The organism is Bacteroides intestinalis DSM 17393 (assembly GCF_000172175.1).
GTDB lineage: Bacteria > Bacteroidota > Bacteroidia > Bacteroidales > Bacteroidaceae > Bacteroides > Bacteroides intestinalis.
On sequence record NZ_ABJL02000007.1, the window covers coordinates 410,936 to 430,051 of the forward strand.

Here is a 19,116-nt window from a genome sequence, read left to right on the forward strand (position 1 = left end):
TAGTTCGTTAATAATTGAGTTGTCGGGTATATAGATGCCATAAATCAATCCTCGACTTGTATGTTTTTGACAGGCCGGATCATGGCTGCACGTGCTTTTTGTCCGTCACCCCAACCCCATGTGTCGCGGTAGCCGCCGGAGTCTCCCAGTGACATGCCACCGTGGGTAGGACTTAATGAATTTCCGCTGCGAACGGCACAGAGCCAGGTGCGGTCCATCATTCCGGTTTCATTTCTCCAACCGCTTTGAGGCAGGAAGAGGCAACCGAGTTGTTTCAGATTATCTTTTGTAGCACGTTTGGCAGTAACCTCGTCAACGCCAATAATGATACCATCAGTTTTGAATCCGGTCTGGGCTGCTGTAACCCATGTTGCTCCTTTTTCCCAGAGAGCCACCATCTCTTCCGTGGTAGGCACACGCCAGCCCTCGGGAGATGGGTCATTTTCGGTAGTCCAGTTGGTACCGTCGTTGGTATAGTTCGAAGGCCAGTTAGCTGGTGCCGGATCGTCCTGCGGGCCAGCCGGATAACCTACTTTGCGATTGAACTGATACAGTTGTCCTATATCATCGGGAGAGGTTGCGAAAGTTCCCGGAGTGCCTACATTCTTGGTAGACCATATAAGGCCGTTTATCAGCACTTCGTCTTCACCCAGTACCATTGTCTCCTGTAATACCTTTGATTTTAATATCCGGGTACCGGAGCTTACTTCAACGATAACCGAACGGTTCTTTACGAAAGAGGTGGTTGGTTTTACAGTAACGGTGATTACTTTTCTGCCGCTTCCTGACGTTTCACTCAGTGTGCACCAGTCCTGGGCTGAGCTATTGGAATTGGTCAGTTCGGCTGTCCACGACTCATTGCCGTTGACTGTCAGTTCATAAGTTCCGCCATCAGCGCTTACAGGTATGGCTACCGGAAATATGGCGAACTCATTGGGATTGCTTTCGATGACGTAATCGGAATCATTTCCGCATCCCCATAACGTCAGCAGTATAATGACTGCTCCTATTAAATATTTTGTATTGATCATAGCTCAAATGTCTTCAATTAGTACTGGTCATTTTGGTTCAAATTCGGATTGTTGTCCACTTCGCTTTGCGGGATTGGCATACGGATGGATTTACCGATTATAAAGTTATTGAAGTCGCTGTCGCGTGCTTTCAGTTCGTTCAATGTGGTCTGGTCGTTGATACCCCAACGTTTCAGGTCGACCCAACGCACACACTCCATGGCAAGCTCCAGAGCGCGTTCTATCTTCAGGTGTTCGCGGAAAGCATCTTTGTTGGTGCTGATCTGGGAGCCGTTGTAGTATTTGCTATCCTCTATGTTGGGCAGATTGACGCGGTTGCGTACGCGGTTGAGGCATTCAATGGCTTTTGAAGGCGGTGTGGCATTCAGTTCGTTGAGTGCTTCAGCATACAGTAACAGCATATCGGCATAACGCAGGGAACGGAAGTTATTATCATTCCAGTAATACAGTGGGGAGGCATCTGTACTATATTTCTTGATGAAAACGCGGTTGCCCCAGTCGCTGTTCCATGGAGAGCCGTATATCAACTGGTTGGGGTATTCAGGGAAGTCGGAGGCTGCACCATCATACCACAGTGTGTAGAACAAGCGGGAATCGTTCTTTCCATCCGTTGTTTGTTCGCGCTTGTAGTAGTCCACCAGCCAGCGTCTTGCTTCGATGTTGTTCCAGCCGATTCCGGTAGGAGCCTGGTTCATTTCAATCTGTGTACCCAGTTGCGCATTCGGGTCCAGGTAGTTGTCTGTCTGGTCGAAGCCCACCTTGTTGGTCAGAGAGAAGTGAATCTCATACAGTGACTCTTTGTTATCTTCCGTATAGTTGCTGAAATTATCAGCCCAATTGGATACCAGTGTGTAATAGTTCTTTCCTTCGCCATCAACGAGCCATTCGAGACATCTTTTGGCATCTTCCCATTTGTGATGCTGTGCATAAGCTTTGGCCAGTAATCCGTAGGCGGCGCCTTTCGTTGGGCGGCCGTAGTTATTGGCGTCGCGTGTGGAAGGGAGTTTGGTGATGGCATCTTCCAGGTCTTCTTCTATTTGTATCAAGACTTCGTCAGCGCTAGCCTGCATGGGCTTATCGGCTGCTGAAGAGGTATTTAGCACGAGAGGTACATTATCCCACAAGGCAGTAAGGTAGAAGTAATAGAAAGCACGCAGGAACTTAGTTTGCCCAATGAGGTCATCCTTGTGCGTTTCATTACTGAACGGTACGTTACCTATATGGTCCAATACTTGATTAGCACGGAAAATGGCAGTATAGTGTTCTCGCCATATCTTGGTATTGACTTCTGAGAAGTTATAATCGGTAAAGATGAACTTGGTGTACTCGTTCAATTCGGTCCATCCGGCATAACTTACGCCTTCGTCCGCCATACCTATCATCTGTGTATAGATATTACGTGTCCAGGTTCCCTGACGGTAGAACATTCCGTATACGGCTACTACACCGGCTTCGATGTCAGATTCTGTCTTCCAGTATACGCCTGTACTCAGGGTGTTTTCATTTTGCAGATCGAGTAAAGAAGGGTCGCACGACGTAAATAATGCCGTGACACCGCATAATATATAAAGAGCTATTTTTTTCATTTCAGCAGTATTTAGAAAGTGAATGATAATGCAAACTGAACAGCGCGTGGGTTAGGGAACGAACAATAATCTGCTCCCATAGTGAAGATGCCGCTGTCTGCAAATTCAGGATCCAGGCCGGAGTATCCGGTAAAGGTCACCAGGTTCTGTAAAGTAACCGATGCACGGAGTCTTTCTAATCCAATCTTCTTAATGTAACGGGTAGGTACTGTATAACCTAATGTAATATCGCTCAGGCGGAAGAATGAACCGTTTTCCAACCAGCGGTCCTGATCGCTTCGACTGTTGCGGGAGTCTCCGTATACAATGCGCGGACGGTCGTTAACCGGGTGCTCTTGTGTCCAGGGGATAATGCCGTTGAAGTTGTTCTGGTTGTTGGCAAAGTCACCGGCTGCTGATGCCGAACCGTTCCATACTTTCTGCCCGAAGCGACCGTAGCCGTTGATGTTCAGGTCGAAGCCTTTGTAGGATGCACCGAGACTTATTCCTAATTCAAGTTTGGGCCAAGGGCTGCCTACTATCTGGCGGTCTTCGGATGATATATTGCCATCGCCGTTGTAGTCGTCATACTTAATATCACCTGGCAAAGCATTAGGTTGTATGATCTTGCCTTCTGAGTTTACATAGTTCCGTACTTCTTCTTCTGACTGGAAGATACCATTCATCTTGTAGAGATACCACATACCGAGCGGTTCACCGATTACGGTTTTGGCAAGAGTCGTATTGTAGACTGTTTGTCCGTATCCCAAATCAAGTACTTTATTTTTGATATGTGAAATGTTCAGTGAAGCGGAGTAGGCAAAGTCGCGAATCTGATCGTTCCAGCCGATTTCCATTTCAAATCCTTTATTTTCCAGGCTACCAGCATTCACGGCAGGTGCACCACCTTCATTACCCGAACTCATCAGGATGGGGAGGTAAACCAAGAGGTCTTTACTCTTTGAATAGAAATACTCAGCACTTAAACGGAAACGGTTATTGAATGCAACCAGGTCGAAACCGACGTTAGCGGTTGTTTTCTTTTCCCAAACCAGGTCATTGTTGGTTAACTGAGATTGAGTCATACCAATCAATATGTTTTCCGGACTTCCGAATACGGCGCGCGGAGCTGTGTTGATGGTGGACTGGTAGTCCCAATAACCGATACTACTGTTACCGAGAGTACCGTAATTGGCACGTATTTTCAGGTCATCAATCCAAGGTACATTGAAGAACTTCTCGCCACTAATACGCCAGCCCAATGAAACGGAAAGGAAGTTTCCCCAACGGTCATTCTTAGGTAGGCGGGAAGTACCGTCACGACGGGCTGTTACTTGTGCCAGGTATTTGTCGGCATAGGAGTAGTTGATGCGTCCAAGATAAGATATCAATGCTGATTCGCCATAGCTACCGCCTGCGGTGGTATTTCCGGTGGCAGCATCCAGAGATGTGATGTATTTGTCGCCTATCGTCAATGGATCGAGTTTGGTAATCCAACGTTTTTCTTCGTGGAACTTATTGTAAGTGATACCAAACAGTGCATTCACATCATGTTTACCGAATTTATGCTTAAAATTGTAGGTTTGCTCAATCAGTATATCATGATTCTTGGCACTATCGTAACCCAGATGCGCGGCATCGTCACCTTGTCCCATAACCCAATTACCTTTCTTGCGCAGGGAGTTCGTAACGCCCATATAACTTTTATAGGCAACATTCAGTTTTGCATCGAACATCCCAAAGAGTGAAATCTGCCCGTAGATGTTTCCGGTCAGGTATTCCTCTTCATTGTTTCGTATATACAAGTCCTGCATGGCTACTGAATTCAGGCCGTAAGAGTTGGCACGGTCTACATCGCCGTATCCGTATCCGCCGACATGTGACTCGTCATATACCGGAATAGTGGGTGGCATACCGATGAAGTCGCTCCAGGGATTACCGTTCAGTATCTTCCTGTCGGATTTGGTGTAGTAGAAATTCTCACCGTATGAGAAAATACCTTTCTGTCCGCTAGTGTTGATACGGAAGCCGTATTTGTCGTAACCGGTACGGTAGAGAGCACCATCATCGACCATGCGGTTCAGAGATGCGTAATACTTCACAGTTTTGGAACCTCCGGAAAGGGATACATTGTAGTTCTGCAATACACCTGTACCCAACATTTCATCTTGCCAGTCTGTATTTCCATCATAGTGGTTCTGGCGTTTTGTAACGCCTGAAACTCCTGCCAGGATGGCTTCGTCATAAGCACGGTCGTTATAAATCTTGTAAGTCTCTGCATCCATCAGGTCGTAGCGGGGGAGCCAACTTAGTGTCAGTTGTGAATCAAACTTCACTTTCAGGTCACCTTCTTTACCTTGCTTGGTAGTGATGATTACAACTCCATTTGCTGCACGTGAACCATAGATGGCTGCTGATGAGGCATCTTTCAATACTTGAATAGACTCAATGTCTTCTACATTGACACCCAAATCACTGCCACCATAGGCACCGTCGATGATGAATAACGGGTTGTTGTTGGTCAAACTACCCAGACCGCGAATGTTGATGGTGGCACTGGAACCCGGCTGTCCACTACTTGTAATCTTTACGCCCGAAGTAAGTCCGCGCATGGCTTCCACCACATTGCCCGAAACACGTTCGGCCAAAGCGTCTTCCTTTACCGTAGAAATGGAACCGAGCAGGTCTTTCTTCTTGACAGAGCCGTAACCAATTACAACTACTTCATCCAACATTTCATTTTCAGGCTCTAATGTGATGTTAATGACATTGTTAGTGCCTACTTTCACCTTTTGCTTGGTAAATCCGATAAAACTGAATTCGAGGGTAGCCCCCTGATTCACTTTGATTTCATATCTACCGTTGATGTCGGTGGTGGTTCCAAAGGTACGGTCACCGTCCTTCGCCAGAATGGATACTCCGGGAAGACTTTCCCCGGTATTATCGTTTACAGTGCCTGTGACGCTGACTTGTGCGTACAAATTGAGCGAGCACATGCAAAGACAGAATACTATTATTTGAATCGGTCTCATGTATTAAAATTTTAGAGGTTGAACGAAAAATATATTTTAGTTCAGGCAATTCCCTTCTCCTTTTTCACTCCGTGAGAAGTAGAAAAAGAAAGCGTTTATTTAGTAAGAGTGAGGAGCCGGTTAATTGGCTCCGGAGATGATAATTGCTCCTAAACCGGATATAAACAGAACGAACATGCAGGCCAGAAGAATATTTACCGTGCGGGAAGAACCTTTGAATTCTTTCCAGATAAATATGCCCCACAGGGCTGCGATCATGGGTGCTCCTTGTCCTAATGCGTAAGAGATAGCTGCACCGGCTTTTCCTGCTGCAATGTAACTGAGAGCCGTACCCAGTCCCCAAATAGCTCCTCCCAGCACTCCGACCATGTGTGTGCTGAACTTGCCTTGGAAATACTCCTTATAGCTCACCGGAGTACCTACAAACGGTTTTTTCATCACGATGGTATTGATAATGAAATTACTTATGAAGATACCTATTGCGAATATAAAGAATGCTGAATACGGAGTAGCCATTGTGGGGGTAGGTGACTCAAAATTGTTCAAGTCCATGGCGGCAGCAACAAACCGATAGAAGAAAGACATCAGTACACCGGCTATAATGGCAATGATAATCCCTTTCTTATTGGTGCTGCTTCCTTTCTGGTTCATCTTTCCGGCAGCTATGGCATTAAATATTATAGCCAATACGACGAGTGCCACACCACTGAACAGGATTACTGCATCGCCTTTAGGTTCACCGAAATAATTGACGAAAACACCTAATACCAAGGCTATGCCGACTCCTAACGGGAATGCTACCGTAAGCCCTGCCATAGAGACGGAAGCTGATAAAAGGATGTTGGACAGATTGAATATGACGCCTCCTGCAAAAGCACTTGCATAGTTCTCCATACTGATCTGCTTCAAATCTTCAACAAAACCGCGTCCGGCATCTCCCGTGCTGCCCAGAGTGAAACCTAAGAGGAGAGAGAAGGCAAGGATACCGATTACGTAATCCCAGTAGAACAATTCGTAACGCCAGGTTTTCCCGGCAAGTTTCTGTGTATTACCCCACGAACCCCAGCAGAGCATCGTGACAACGCAGAAAATAACTGCTAATGAATAACTGTCGACTATAAACATGGTATTAGATTTTAAATTACTATTTATAAAACATCAATTTCTTTACGATAGGGTAGGGAGGGCTGGGCTCCCATTCGGGTCACAGTGATGGACGCACATTTATTGGCGAATTTAACTGCATCCAACACATTTACATCTTCGGATAAAGCAACGCACAATGCACCACAGAAAGTATCTCCCGCTGCTGTTGTGTCTACGGCTTTGACTTTGGGTACGGGTACTTCATGGAATGTATCTTTTTCTTTAATCAATGCTCCTTTGGAACCAAGGGTGATAACTACGATGTCCACTCCTTTGGCACTGATGATATCCGCAGCCTTGCGTGCGCTTTCCCAATCGGTTACTTTGACGCCGGAGAGGATTTCAGCTTCCGTTTCATTGGGGATGATCATGTACAGGTTCTGTAGTAGTTTGTTGGAGAGCGCACGGGCAGGTGCTGGGTTTAGTATCACCTTGATGCCTTGTTCGCTGGCTATCTGGGCGGCATATTCCACTGTTTCAATAGGGATTTCCAATTGCATCAGCAGGATATCGCCTTTTTCTATGGTAGGCTGTGCCTTCCGGATGTCTTCGGGACTCAATGAACCATTGGCTCCGGAAGCGATGGCAATGCTGTTTTCTCCGTTCATATCCACCATAATTAATGCTACGCCCGAGGGGAGTGTGGGGTCTGAATAGATATTCTCAACATGAATACCTTCGTCTTCGTACTGTTCTATGGAACGTTTGCCGAACAAGTCATTTCCGGTTTTGGCTATGAAATGCACATTTCCTTTCAATCTGGCAGCGGCTACGGCCTGGTTGGCTCCTTTGCCTCCGGGATTCATCATGAAACTACCGCCTATGATTGTTTCTCCTGGTACAGGAAGACGATCGGCTTTGATGACCATATCTGTATTACAACTGCCTATTACAATGATATTTTTGCTCATGGTTACTTTATTAGTTTTAAGATTGAATAATTGAATATTGGATACTGTGCTTTCTTTTTCTATTCCAAAAGTATGCGATACTTAGTACATAAGCAAACAAAAAACTATGATTTTTAATACTGGTAAAATGAATATAATTATAAATTGATACATTTAAATAATTGATATATAAATATATAATAAATGGTTGATCGTAATGAATATGATATTAGTAATATTGGTAAAGCCTATATTATTCCGTGAAAATATTGCTTGCTTTCATTTTTTTCTCTACCTTGCTATCGTAAAAGATGTGTATCTAAAAAAATCTGCTAATACTATGCTAAAGTCCGAATCCCTCATTCATCTGATTAATAATCTCACTAAACAGGAGAAGAAAGAATTCTCCCTGTATATCTCTAATAAACCGGAGAAGGATTATATCTTTCTTTTCAGGTTGATTGATGATAAAAAATTAAGTGATCCCGAAGAATTGAAGATGTCTTTTCTGACAGCTAAACCTACTTCTTCATTTAATACGGTAGTTATTTATTTATTTGATTTGTTGATAGACATATTGACCCGGTTGCGGACAGAGCAGGACAGTTATTATCTCTTGTTCAATGAATTGCTGCACGCAAGGGTTTTGTATGAGAAATCCATGTATCAGGAATGCTTTCAGGTATTGAAAAAGGTAAAAGAGAAAGCGGTGTATTATGAGAATCACTTTGCGTTGTTGGTAGCGCAAAGGCTGGAACTGAACTATCTTCTGACATTGGATTTTGAAGATATGGATGAACAAAAGCTGCTGAATAAGCAATATAAGATGAATAATACATTAAAAAGTATCCGCCAACTGAATGAGCAGTCTTCACTGTATGAGCTGTTGAAGTATAGAATGATAAACAGAGGGGCTTCGAGGTCACTTGAGGAAACTCAGAAATTAGATGACTTGGTAACCAGTGAAATCAGTATTGTAGCAAGTGCAGGCGTTGAGAACTTTGAAATAAAAAAGAATCATCAGTTATTCCAGGCGAATTACTTTATCACAGTAGGGGATTACAAAGCAGCATTTAACTCGTTTGTAGAATTGAACAAGCTCTTTGAAGAGAACAGCCATTTGTGGAATAATCCTCCGGTCTATTACCTGATGACGGTGGAAGGTATGCTGGAAAGTCTGCGTATCATGCACAATTATGAGGGCATGAATTATTTCATTGAAAAGTTGGGGAAGTTGTCTTCGCCATCATCCAGTTTCCAGCTGAATGTTATGTATGTGATCTTTATCTACCGGTTGTTTTCGTTTATTGATGCAGGTGATTTCGATAAAGCAGGAATATGGATTGCTGAACATCAAACCTCGTTGATTGATAAGATGCTACTGCTGAAGGAGCAACAACAGGCGGAAATGTCATTGTATATTGCTCTGATCCATTTAGGAAATGGGGAGTACAGGAAAGCCCGGAAACGGCTGAGTGCGACTATCGGTAGAGGTCATTTATATTCTCTTCCGTTGTTTCGTACCATTAGGATCGTGAATGTGATGATTCATTATGAATTGGGGGATGTAGACTATATTCAGTCTGAAATTCGCTCTATCAAGCGGGAAATGTCCAAAAACAAGGGATATAATCTGAAGGTGGAATCCTTTTTGCTTAAGTTCCTGAATTATTCTTTCGCTGATACGAATCGGAAAAAGCGTGCGGAGATATGGGAAAGTATGGCGGAAGAAGTCCATGCCTTGTATGCAGATAAATATGAAACTCAGATTCTGCGTAAGTTCGACTTTGTGGCATGGGTTGAGGCTAAGATATTTGAGGTGCCTTTGAGTGATATTCTGAAGCGGGAACACGCTTCAAAGAGTAAATGGCAGCATCGATAGAATGAATGAGGATGTATCAAAATAAGAATTGTACATCCTCATTCATTCTATTTCTATGCTTTCTTCTTTCCGTAGAAGAACATGAAGTACACGCCTATAATCACGAACGGAACGCTGAGCCATTGTCCCATATTCAGTGACATGCTATTCTCGAAATCTACCTGGTTCTCTTTCAGGAATTCCACGAAGAAGCGGAATACGAATATCTCTGTGAGACAGAGGCCGAAGAAGAAACCACGGTGTAATTTCTTGCCATAATTCTTATACAAGAAAATCATGATCAGGAAGAATATGAAATAAGCGATGGCCTCGTAAAGCTGTGCCGGATGGCGGGGGAGCATATCTACCCGTTCGAATACGAAAGCCCAGGGTACATCGGTTGCTTTACCTATGATTTCGGAGTTCATCAGGTTGGCGAGGCGGATGAAGCAGGCGCAGATAGGGGTGGACACGGCTATCATGTCCAGCACATCCATATAGTGCATCTTAGTTTTGCGGCAGTACATCCACAGGGCAATAATCAATCCGAGTGTTCCGCCATGACTGGCAAGACCTGCATAACCGGTCCATTTCCAACCACCATCGGGCAAAAACTGTATGGGTAATATCATTTCCCAGAAATGATGCAGGTAATATTCCGGCTGATAGAATAGGCAGTGCCCTAATCGTGCTCCGATGAGAATACCGAAGAAGCAATAGAAGAACAGCGGTTCGAACTTGTCGTCACCAATTTTTTTGTCTTTATACTGGTAACGAACTACAAAATAGGAGCATGCGATGCCAATGACCCACAATAGGCCGTAATAACGGACGGGTACATGACCGAACAGGTTGAACAGTTCGGGGTTGGGGTTCCAGTTGATGGTTAGTAATGAGAGCATATTTTCAATATATTTGGTTTACAAATGAGCTTATTTACTTTTTATTGCTTGTTTTTCCCATAAAAGAGCATGAAATATATTCCGATGATAACGAACGGAACGCTGAGCCATTGCCCCATGTTGAGAGTCATTGTATTCTCGAAATCCACTTGGTTTTCTTTCAGGAACTCTACAAAGAAGCGGAAGACGAATATTTCTGTCAGGCAAAGTCCGAAGAAGAAACCTCGGTGCAGCTTTTGGCCATGGTCTGATTTCTTATATAAGTAAATCATTCCCAGGAAGAAGATAAAGTAGGCGATTGCTTCGTAAAGCTGTGCCGGATGGCGGGGTAGCATATCTACTTGTTCGAATACAAAAGCCCAAGGCATATCGGTTGGCTTGCCAATGATTTCGGAGTTCATCAGGTTGGCAAGGCGGATACAGCAGGCGCAGATGGGGGTGGCTACGGCTATCATGTCCAGCACGTCCATGTAGTGCATCTTGGTTTTACGGCAATATAGCCACAGGGCGATGATTAGTCCGAGGGTGCCGCCATGACTGGCAAGTCCCTTGTAGCCTATCCATTTCCAGCCTTCGCCTGGAAACTGCCTGATGGGAAGTATCATTTCTATGAGATGATTCTGATAATAACTCCAATCGTAGAAGATGCAGTGCCCTAACCTTGCTCCGAGGGTGATGCCGATTACGCAATAGAAAAAGAGCGGGGTGAACTTGTCTTCACTGATTTTCCTATCCCGGTATTGGCGCTGGACTATGATGCAGGAAAGTACGATGCCGATACCCCACAGTAGCCCGTAATAGCGAATGGGGAAACTTCCGAAGAGGTTGAACAGTTCGGGATCGGGATTCCAATTGATGGTGAGCAGTGATGGCATAAATGTATCTGATTATATGGTTTATTGTTTTGGTTTTATAAAGCCGATAGGGTTTCTGGTGCTATCTGCCAGCCTTTTCTGGGCTTGCAGTTCGGCAAGGGTTTGGTTGATTAGCTCCAGTTGCATACGGGTGTCTTCGTTGATGTCGTTGTAATCGGTGAAGACTTCTTCGATGTAGGATTTGAGTTCCTTCAGTTCTTCCTCCAATTGGCCTATTCTATCTGTGGGGGGAGTAGAGATGAGGCGGCGAGTGGCAACGAAGGTACGCATGATGGCAATGTTGACTTCAATGGCGATTGAAGAGTTAAGCACGCTACTTAACATAGCGACTCCCAATTCTGTAAATGCATAAGGATTTCGTCTTAATCCCATTTTGATAGAATTGGAGGTCACAAGTTGTGACTTCCAATTTTGAGTTTCTTCGTTGGTTAGTTGAAACATAAAGTCGTCAGGAAAGCGTTCTATATTACGTTTTACTGATTGATTGAGAACTTTTGTTTCGACTCCGTATAAGTCCGCTAAATCCCTGTCAAGCATCACTTGTTGCCCTCTTATTTCGTATATTTTACTCTGTATGATTACTGTTAATTCCATCTGCCTTTTTTATGTTGGGATGCATAAATAGTATTTCATAGGTTACTGCCTTATTTGAAGTCGCAATTTGCGACTTCAAGATTTGAACTTCTCCGCCACCATCCTGTACGTCGGAATATCAATCCCCTGTTCTTCTGCGGCAGCAATCATATCAAAAAGCAACCCTTGCACCTCACTTTCGTGTCCCTTAGCCATATCCTTCTGCATGGAAGCGGTACTTTCCGGGTCCAGTTTGTCGATAACTTTAAGATTATATTCTACAATGTCTTCCTTGAAGTCAATACCAAGTTTAGCGCCCAGTGCGGCACTCTCGCGCGACAGTCCGATAAACGTATCGCGCACCTCTCCAGGTTTCTGTACTTCGCCCATAGGCACATCGTAATAAGCTCCGGTGACAGCCATAGCAGAGATGAAAGACCACTTCACGAAAGTGTCCCGGTTGATGTCGGGAGATATCTCGGCTTTGATGCCGCTTTCCTGCAAGTCCTGTTGTATAGTTTCCAACGTTCCACGGGGAACAACCGTGCCTTTGTGTGCACCGTAAACCAGACGGAATATCTTGCCCATTTGCGTGATTTCTCCTTTGCCGGACACGAAGCCGACAATGTAGATGCAACCGTCCAGAACCGTCACTCCGGGCACCAGGCGCTGAATGCGGAGACCTGTGCCGTAGACATTGAGAATAGGGATTACGACCGTGTTCTTGTGGGCGGAGCGTTTTATCAACTCCGTTATCGAATCTATGGAATAGCCTTTGACGCATACAAAGATGACGTCGGCTTTGCCTGTATATTCTTCGGCGGTATAGGCTTTGATGGGTAGTGTATGTTCGCCTTTCAGGTCGGAGTGCAAACGCAATCCGTGTTCGCGTATGGCAGCCAGATGTTCACCGCGGGCAATGCAGGTCACATATTTGCCGGCAAGGGACAGAAAGGCGGCGATACTGCCTCCCACGCCGCCTGTTCCGGCTATAAGGTATTTCATATTATTGTTTTCCATTTTGCAATGTACTATTTTACGTAGATTTCTTTTTTCATATAGTAAAGTCGTCCTACCTTATTTTCTGCTTCATCAATACGGGGACTTCTTTACCGTGCAGTATGGATTCGGGCTTTGCCTTTTCCATCCATTGGTAGAAGCGTGTCAGGCTCATGGGACGGGCGTGTTTCTGATAGGTGGGCAGACCGCTTTTCATGGCGATATGTGCATAAGCGACACTACACAGAAGCATGACGAGCAGAGTGGAGAAAGGTTGCTTCATGGTTGGTTTGCAGTATTATTCTGTGATTAAATCGCCCGCCACTTGGCGGACGATTTATAATGAGTTCTGTAAATCAGACGTTGAACCGGAAGTGCATGATATCTCCATCCTGCACCACGTATTCTTTGCCTTCCACGCCCAGCTTTCCGGCTTCGCGTACGGCGGCCTCGCTGCCATACTGGATGAAGTCTTCGTACTTGATAACTTCGGCACGGATGAATCCTTTTTCAAAGTCGGTATGGATAACTCCGGCGCATTGCGGAGCTTTCCAGCCTTTCTGGTAGGTCCATGCTCTCACTTCCATTTCTCCGGCGGTGATGAAGGTTTCCAGATTCAGCAATTGGTAGGCCGATTTAATCAGGCGGCTTACGCCGGATTCTTTTAATCCTACTTCTTCGAGGAACATCTGGCGGTCTTCGTACGTTTCCAGCTCGGCGATGTCGGCTTCGGTCTTGGCGGCTACAATCAGGATTTCGGCATTTTCGTCCTTCACTGCTTCGCGCACCATTTCCACGTATTTATTGCCATTCACTGCGCTTGCCTCGTCCACGTTGCAGACGTACATCACCGGTTTACTGGTCAGGAGGAAAAGCTCTTTGGCAATCTTCTGTTCGTCTTTGGTCTCGAACTGCACGGTGCGTGCGCTTTTGCCTTGTTCCAGTGCCTCTTTATACTGCACCAGTACATCGTAAGCCAGCTTGGCAGTTTTGTCGCCACCTGTTTGTGCTTGCTTCTGCACTTTCTGGATGCGGCTTTCAATGGTTTCTAGGTCTTTCAGTTGCAACTCGTAGTCGATGATTTCCTTGTCGCGCACCGGGTTGATGCTTCCGTCCACGTGTGTCACGTTTTCATCGTCGAAACAACGCAGCACATGGATGATAGCATCCGTTTCACGAATGTTCGCGAGGAATTTGTTACCCAGTCCTTCGCCTTTGCTGGCACCCTTTACGAGTCCGGCAATGTCCACGATTTCCACCGTAGTGGGCACGATGCGTCCCGGATGTACCAGTTCGGCGAGCTTCGTCAGGCGCTCATCGGGTACGGTGATTACACCCACATTCGGTTCTATTGTACAAAAAGGGAAGTTTGCCGCCTGCGCTTTTGCGTTGGACAAACAGTTGAAAAGCGTCGACTTGCCTACATTTGGCAGACCGACAATACCACATTGTAAAGCCATTATCTATTTCGTTATTACTTTGTTTTCTGCCTGCAAAGATAGGTATTCTTCTGTTTATTGCCTTATGGATTGTACATTTTTACCATTGGGGGTATTGGTTTTACTCTGAGATTAGTGGTAAATGCAGGTAGGTTTGTTTTTGAGGGAACGGGAATAGAACTTAATCAGTGAAATCCATATCTAAAATATATTCATAGCTTTTCCGGATATGAATAAAGTGTGATAGAGTGGTAGGGTGATAAAGTGATAGTGGAATAATACTCTGTGATATATAACGCAGCTACTTTATCACCCTATCACCTTACCACTTTATCACTCCTTTTGTTCCTTTCTTTCCCGATATGAACACAATCCAATTCCTGATCCGCATAAATAATATTAAGTTTCAGAGGTTAAGCTGCCGCATCGCCACTTTTATCCCTTTTCGCTGCGACGGTTAAGGAAAATTGTAGTAGGTACTTATTCTTTCCACCATGGAGAAAGTTGCTTTCCATCACGGGGAAACTTTCTTTCCACCATGGTGGAAAGAAAGAAACTCCACGGTGGAAAGAATAAGCGTTCGGAAGGAAAAGGCTAACCGTTGGAAGGGAAAAAGCATAGGAATGCCTAAGAAAGGAGTTAGCTATTGCATTTAGTTCATTTCTGCACGGTAATGAATCAGACGGCTGGTGATGAGTGATTTAAAATAAAAATAGGACAAAATGTATCAAGGTAAATAATTTATAACTATATTTGCCCAGTGTTCACTATAGCGTAGTGAACTTGTTATATTTAACAAAAGCGTTATTGAAATTATCTTCATACATCAAACTTCGCAACTTTGATTAACACTCGAAGATAATAATAACAACGCTCACGTCTTTGTTATATACCTGCATCTTCTTCCACGAGAGGAGTGGTGCGTCTATATACATAATTGACGTGAGTAGCTGTTGTTTATCCGGGTGTGAGGCATTGCGAAGGCCTGATGTATGGGTAAACAGATACGGCGACTCACGTTTTTTTATGTTAAACTTTAAACAATTAAGTGTATGACAACAGACAAGCAAACCCAGAAAGAGACCTACGAAGCCCCTTCCATGGAAGTAATCAAAATGGAGAATGAAGGTGTAATCGCGGCAAGCAGCGAAGGTTACAACCCCGTTCAAACGAAATCTTACTCTAACAGAACTTCTACACGCAACTATGGCTCTGCATCAAGCAGTGATTTGGAAGATTTAATCAATGACATTCTAACCATAGAAAACTAAGGAGGAACTTTATTATGCTAAGACTACGAAAACTCATGCAAGTTGCCTGCACGGCAACTGTTGCTTTAACCGTATTCAGTTGCAGTCAGGACGAATTTGAAATGACCAATGGGAAAGGGAACACCACTATTATGGCCACCTTTGAAGGTGCAGGCGGCAATACCCGTACCACAGTAAACGACCTATATCAGATTGTATGGCAATCCACCGATGCATTGGCATTGTTCTGTACGGACTATTCTAAAACGACGCTTAATTATCAAAGCGGTGTGGGAACAACCTCTGCGACTTTCACCGGAAGTGTAGAAAGTGGCAAGACTGCATCTTTCTCCATCTATCCTGATCAATCGGATATGAGTGTAACCAACAATGCGTTGACTATGACCTTGCCCGCCACCCTCAAAAAATATGCCGGTTCGAGCAATGGTCCGATGTATGCAAAAGTAACGGATGCTGGTAATTTAAGTGCTCTTTCCTTCAAGCATATGGCAGCCTTGATTAAGCTGACGGTAAACAAAATACCGGCGGATGCCACGATTTTCAAGATTACCGCATCCAATAATATCGCGGGAACTTGCACGGCAGACTTAAGTGCGGAATACCCTGTATTGACAATAAAGGATGAAAGAGCCAGCAAGACTATCACTGCTACTTTCGATGCTTCATCAAGCACTACTTCACGGAGTTTCTACATTCCATTACCCATAGGTACTTATCAATTCATCACAGCCGAACTGACCAATGGAAGCGACAAAGTGTACTTTACCAAGACTTTGAATGACAAGACGCTTAACCGCAGAGACTTGCTGGAAGTTCCGGCTTTAGACTGTGTTACGGTAGAGGCAACCACACCAACTGCACTTAACGAAGCTTTAGCAGATAGTAGTAACCTTCCGCAGACAGCACCGGAGAAAAAAACTACTACAGACATTGCCATAACCGGAGAGTTTGCCACAGCAGAACAAAGTACCGGAATCGAGATACCTGTAGTGAAGAACTCCGATATTAATCTGGCTTTTAATTCAGTCCCCGGCACAAGCAACGGGGCATTACAACTGACGGACAAGAATAAGGAAAGCCAGACGGACCCTGCAGAAATAGCCACTAACAAAGTCTCACTGGCAATTCCGGAGGTAAGCGACGGTGGAACCAGCGCCCCTTCTGTCGCTATTGATATGCCCCGAACAACCGTTACATTGAGTGCGGTGGGTGCAACGTCTACCTACAATGAAGTGACCGTTACCACCGCCAAACAAACATTAGTGGTGAATGCTGGGGTAACGGTTAAGAAACTAATCATCAAAGGCGGTAACGTAGAAATCTATGGAACAGTAGAAGAATTGGTGCGTGATGGCAGTAACAGTGCAACTGTGGATGTCGCTTCTTTTGGAGCCGCAAACATCAAAGCGGTAACCAATCCTGAGAACTTTAAACTCACTTCTACTTGGGATGGAATCTCTCAGGTGGAAGCTACAAACGGTAATATCTATACGGCTGCACAACTGGCATTTTATCAATCGAAGACAGCCCCCAACGACGTTAATTACAAATCACTTCCGGTGACATTGACTGCTGAAACAACTACTCTGTATGCTGATGTTGACCTTGCCGATAAGCCGTGGTTGGGTATGGTTATCAATGGAAAAATATTCGAAGGAAAGAGTCATACTATTAAAAACTTGAATATGAGCCAGTATATCATGAACCAGCAGGAAACCAAGTATACCCCACAGGCTTGTATTGGTCTGTTTGCTGTTGTATATGGTGCTGCCACCATCAAGGATATCACACTGGACAAAGTAACCATTCGTCCCGATGCCTCAGTTTCTCCCAAATGGGTAGGCGCACTGGTGGGCTATTCAAGAGGTAATGTTACCAAGTATGAGAATTGCATTGCCAAAAATGTGGAGATCTTTACCCATGGTGCAGCCTCTTACCGTGTAGGTGGTCTGATTGGCTATATCGAAGCGGATGGAGCGGCAGCTAATACTGCAACGGCCACACTGAAAGGCTGTAAAGTAGAGAAGGCCTCTATAGCGGCATCCTTCGGGTATGGAGGGTTGGTAGGTTCCATGTATGACAGTGTGACGTTTGAGGATTGTTCTACAAAGAATATCACTCTGAGCCTGAACGGTGAATGTGATAACACTTACGGATATGTGTCCGGCTTTATCGGCGATATTGCCAATAGTGGCACCAAGGCGCGAACTGTCATCATCAAGAACTGTACTACAGATGCTTTGACTAATGAAACTGCTTTGAAAGTTCCGATGGGTGGCTGTAAATGGTGCGGTATTGTAGAGCCGGAATCAGTTCCTAATTTTACGATCAAAGTAACGGAGAATAGCGGAACAGAAAAAACGTTAGTTGCTGGTACGGACTTTAATATAGTCAATAATATTCCCTGGGATGGCAGCTGCGCCTTTGAACCGAAATGCGAAAACAATATTTATGCTATCACTGCTCCCAGCGAGCTGGCGTGGATAGCAAAACAAGTAGAAAAGAACAATACATTTGAAGGAAAAACGATTCAACTGTCCAATGATCTGGATATGGGTAATAAAAGCTGGAAACCAATAGGGGATAATTCAGCGCATAAAACGATTAACATGGATAAACAAGAGGCTGAATACGTGAAAACCGTGAAATACTTCAAAGGCACTTTCGATGGCAACAATAAGACTATCAGTAATCTTACGGTCAATCACAAATATCCTGGAGCCGGTCTGTTGGGCAATGTACAAAATGCAGTCGTTAAGAATCTGAACGTCACTAATGCCACTATTAATGGAAGTTCCAAATGGACAGCCATCGTAATAGGCTTTTCCAATGGAAGTCTGACGGTAGAAAACGTAAAGGTCAGCAATTCTGAGATTAATATGGAAAGTGATACGGATGGTGCTGTAAAACTGGCAGGTATTGTGTCTTATATGAATGGAAACAATACTGAAGATATCCATTTGAAAGGATGTTCTGTATCTGATTTTACAATTAACGGTGGAAGTTATAACATTGCCGGATTGGCGGGGTATATTATTAAAGCCAAATCATTCATCATAGAGAATTGCCAGACAAGCAATATAACGCTAAAGGTGTCTGATGCTAAATATGTCAATAAGGTAAACTATAGCTCGCCATTCCTTGGTTGTTTCGGGGTTACGGCAAGTAAGAATTCAGCCGTATTTAAGAATAATACGGTCAGCGGAACCTATACCTATAATGGTAGTACGGTCAATCTGAGTAGTTTTACTATAAGCGATGCTGGTAAGGCAAATGATAGTAATTATAGTAGTTTTGTCTGCGCTCCACTATTTGGAGATTGCGATGCTACAAGTATGGACATTACTATTAATGACAATGTTTATGCTTATAGCAATGGAAAATACATTCAGAAGCAGGATTAAAATAATTACTTAACAGATAGAAGAGGATGTGTCATATGATAGCAGTTCAAGTTGACACATCCTCTTTTTCTTTTAAAAGGGTAGAATTGCATAAATTCTGAGATATATTCTCTGTTTTATATATGGCT

14 protein-coding genes are annotated in these 19,116 nt (G+C 44.3%); 3 read left to right on the forward strand and 11 right to left on the reverse strand.

The window, feature by feature from the left end; all coding sequences use genetic code 11:
- Nucleotides 1–44: 44 nt before the first annotated feature.
- The 5 genes from BACINT_RS05580 to rbsK all read right to left on the reverse strand — a co-directional run bounded on the left by BACINT_RS05580 (nt 45) and on the right by rbsK (nt 7,685).
- Nucleotides 45–1,031, reverse strand: a complete 987-nt coding sequence (locus BACINT_RS05580; protein ID WP_007661252.1) for a BACON domain-containing protein — start codon at nt 1,029–1,031, stop codon at nt 45–47.
- A gap of 17 nt (nt 1,032–1,048) precedes the next feature.
- A complete protein-coding gene (locus tag BACINT_RS05585; protein ID WP_007661253.1) occupies nt 1,049–2,617 on the reverse strand; it encodes a RagB/SusD family nutrient uptake outer membrane protein in 1,569 nt (522 codons plus the stop codon).
- A gap of 11 nt (nt 2,618–2,628) precedes the next feature.
- Nucleotides 2,629–5,628 carry a SusC/RagA family TonB-linked outer membrane protein gene (locus BACINT_RS05590; protein WP_044154795.1) on the reverse strand — a complete coding sequence of 1,000 codons (3,000 nt, stop codon included), beginning with the start codon at nt 5,626–5,628 and terminating at the stop codon, nt 2,629–2,631.
- A gap of 120 nt (nt 5,629–5,748) precedes the next feature.
- Nucleotides 5,749–6,753, reverse strand: coding sequence for a GRP family sugar transporter (locus BACINT_RS05595; protein WP_007661255.1), 1,005 nt, complete (start codon nt 6,751–6,753; stop codon nt 5,749–5,751).
- Nucleotides 6,754–6,776: 23 nt separating this feature from the next.
- Entirely contained in the window at nt 6,777–7,685 is a 909-nt protein-coding gene (gene rbsK, locus BACINT_RS05600; RefSeq protein ID WP_007661256.1) for a ribokinase, read from the reverse strand.
- A 319-nt stretch (nt 7,686–8,004) separates the two neighbouring features.
- On the opposite strand from rbsK, the gene BACINT_RS05605 reads away from it, so the two are divergent.
- Nucleotides 8,005–9,546: a hypothetical protein gene (locus BACINT_RS05605; RefSeq protein ID WP_044154894.1), complete on the forward strand. Its 1,542-nt coding sequence runs from the start codon at nt 8,005–8,007 to the stop codon at nt 9,544–9,546.
- A 53-nt stretch (nt 9,547–9,599) separates the two neighbouring features.
- Here the strand turns inward: BACINT_RS05605 and lgt (BACINT_RS05610) are convergent, their stop codons facing one another.
- The 6 genes from lgt (BACINT_RS05610) to ychF form a co-directional block, all read right to left on the reverse strand.
- A complete protein-coding gene (lgt, locus tag BACINT_RS05610) occupies nt 9,600–10,427 on the reverse strand; it encodes a prolipoprotein diacylglyceryl transferase (RefSeq protein ID WP_007661258.1) in 828 nt (275 codons plus the stop codon).
- A gap of 41 nt (nt 10,428–10,468) precedes the next feature.
- Nucleotides 10,469–11,302: a prolipoprotein diacylglyceryl transferase gene (lgt, locus tag BACINT_RS05615; RefSeq protein ID WP_007661259.1), complete on the reverse strand. Its 834-nt coding sequence runs from the start codon at nt 11,300–11,302 to the stop codon at nt 10,469–10,471.
- Between the two features lie 21 nt (nt 11,303–11,323).
- Entirely contained in the window at nt 11,324–11,896 is a 573-nt protein-coding gene (locus BACINT_RS05620) for an ORF6N domain-containing protein (RefSeq protein WP_007661260.1), read from the reverse strand.
- 75 nt (nt 11,897–11,971) lie between these two features.
- Nucleotides 11,972–12,895 (reverse strand): ketopantoate reductase family protein, encoded by a 924-nt coding sequence (locus tag BACINT_RS05625; protein WP_007661262.1) that lies wholly within the window; start codon nt 12,893–12,895, stop codon nt 11,972–11,974.
- A gap of 52 nt (nt 12,896–12,947) precedes the next feature.
- Nucleotides 12,948–13,157, reverse strand: a complete 210-nt coding sequence (locus tag BACINT_RS24350) for a hypothetical protein (RefSeq protein ID WP_007661264.1) — start codon at nt 13,155–13,157, stop codon at nt 12,948–12,950.
- A 73-nt stretch (nt 13,158–13,230) separates the two neighbouring features.
- Nucleotides 13,231–14,334, reverse strand: a complete 1,104-nt coding sequence (gene ychF / locus BACINT_RS05635) for a redox-regulated ATPase YchF (protein ID WP_007661265.1) — start codon at nt 14,332–14,334, stop codon at nt 13,231–13,233.
- Nucleotides 14,335–15,365: 1,031 nt separating this feature from the next.
- On the opposite strand from ychF, the gene BACINT_RS05640 reads away from it, so the two are divergent.
- Both BACINT_RS05640 and BACINT_RS23300 read left to right on the forward strand, forming a co-directional pair.
- Nucleotides 15,366–15,584, forward strand: a complete 219-nt coding sequence (locus BACINT_RS05640; RefSeq protein ID WP_007661268.1) for a hypothetical protein — start codon at nt 15,366–15,368, stop codon at nt 15,582–15,584.
- A gap of 14 nt (nt 15,585–15,598) precedes the next feature.
- Nucleotides 15,599–18,988 carry a hypothetical protein gene (locus BACINT_RS23300; RefSeq protein WP_007661269.1) on the forward strand — a complete coding sequence of 1,130 codons (3,390 nt, stop codon included), beginning with the start codon at nt 15,599–15,601 and terminating at the stop codon, nt 18,986–18,988.
- The last annotated feature ends 128 nt before the right edge of the window (nt 18,989–19,116 follow it).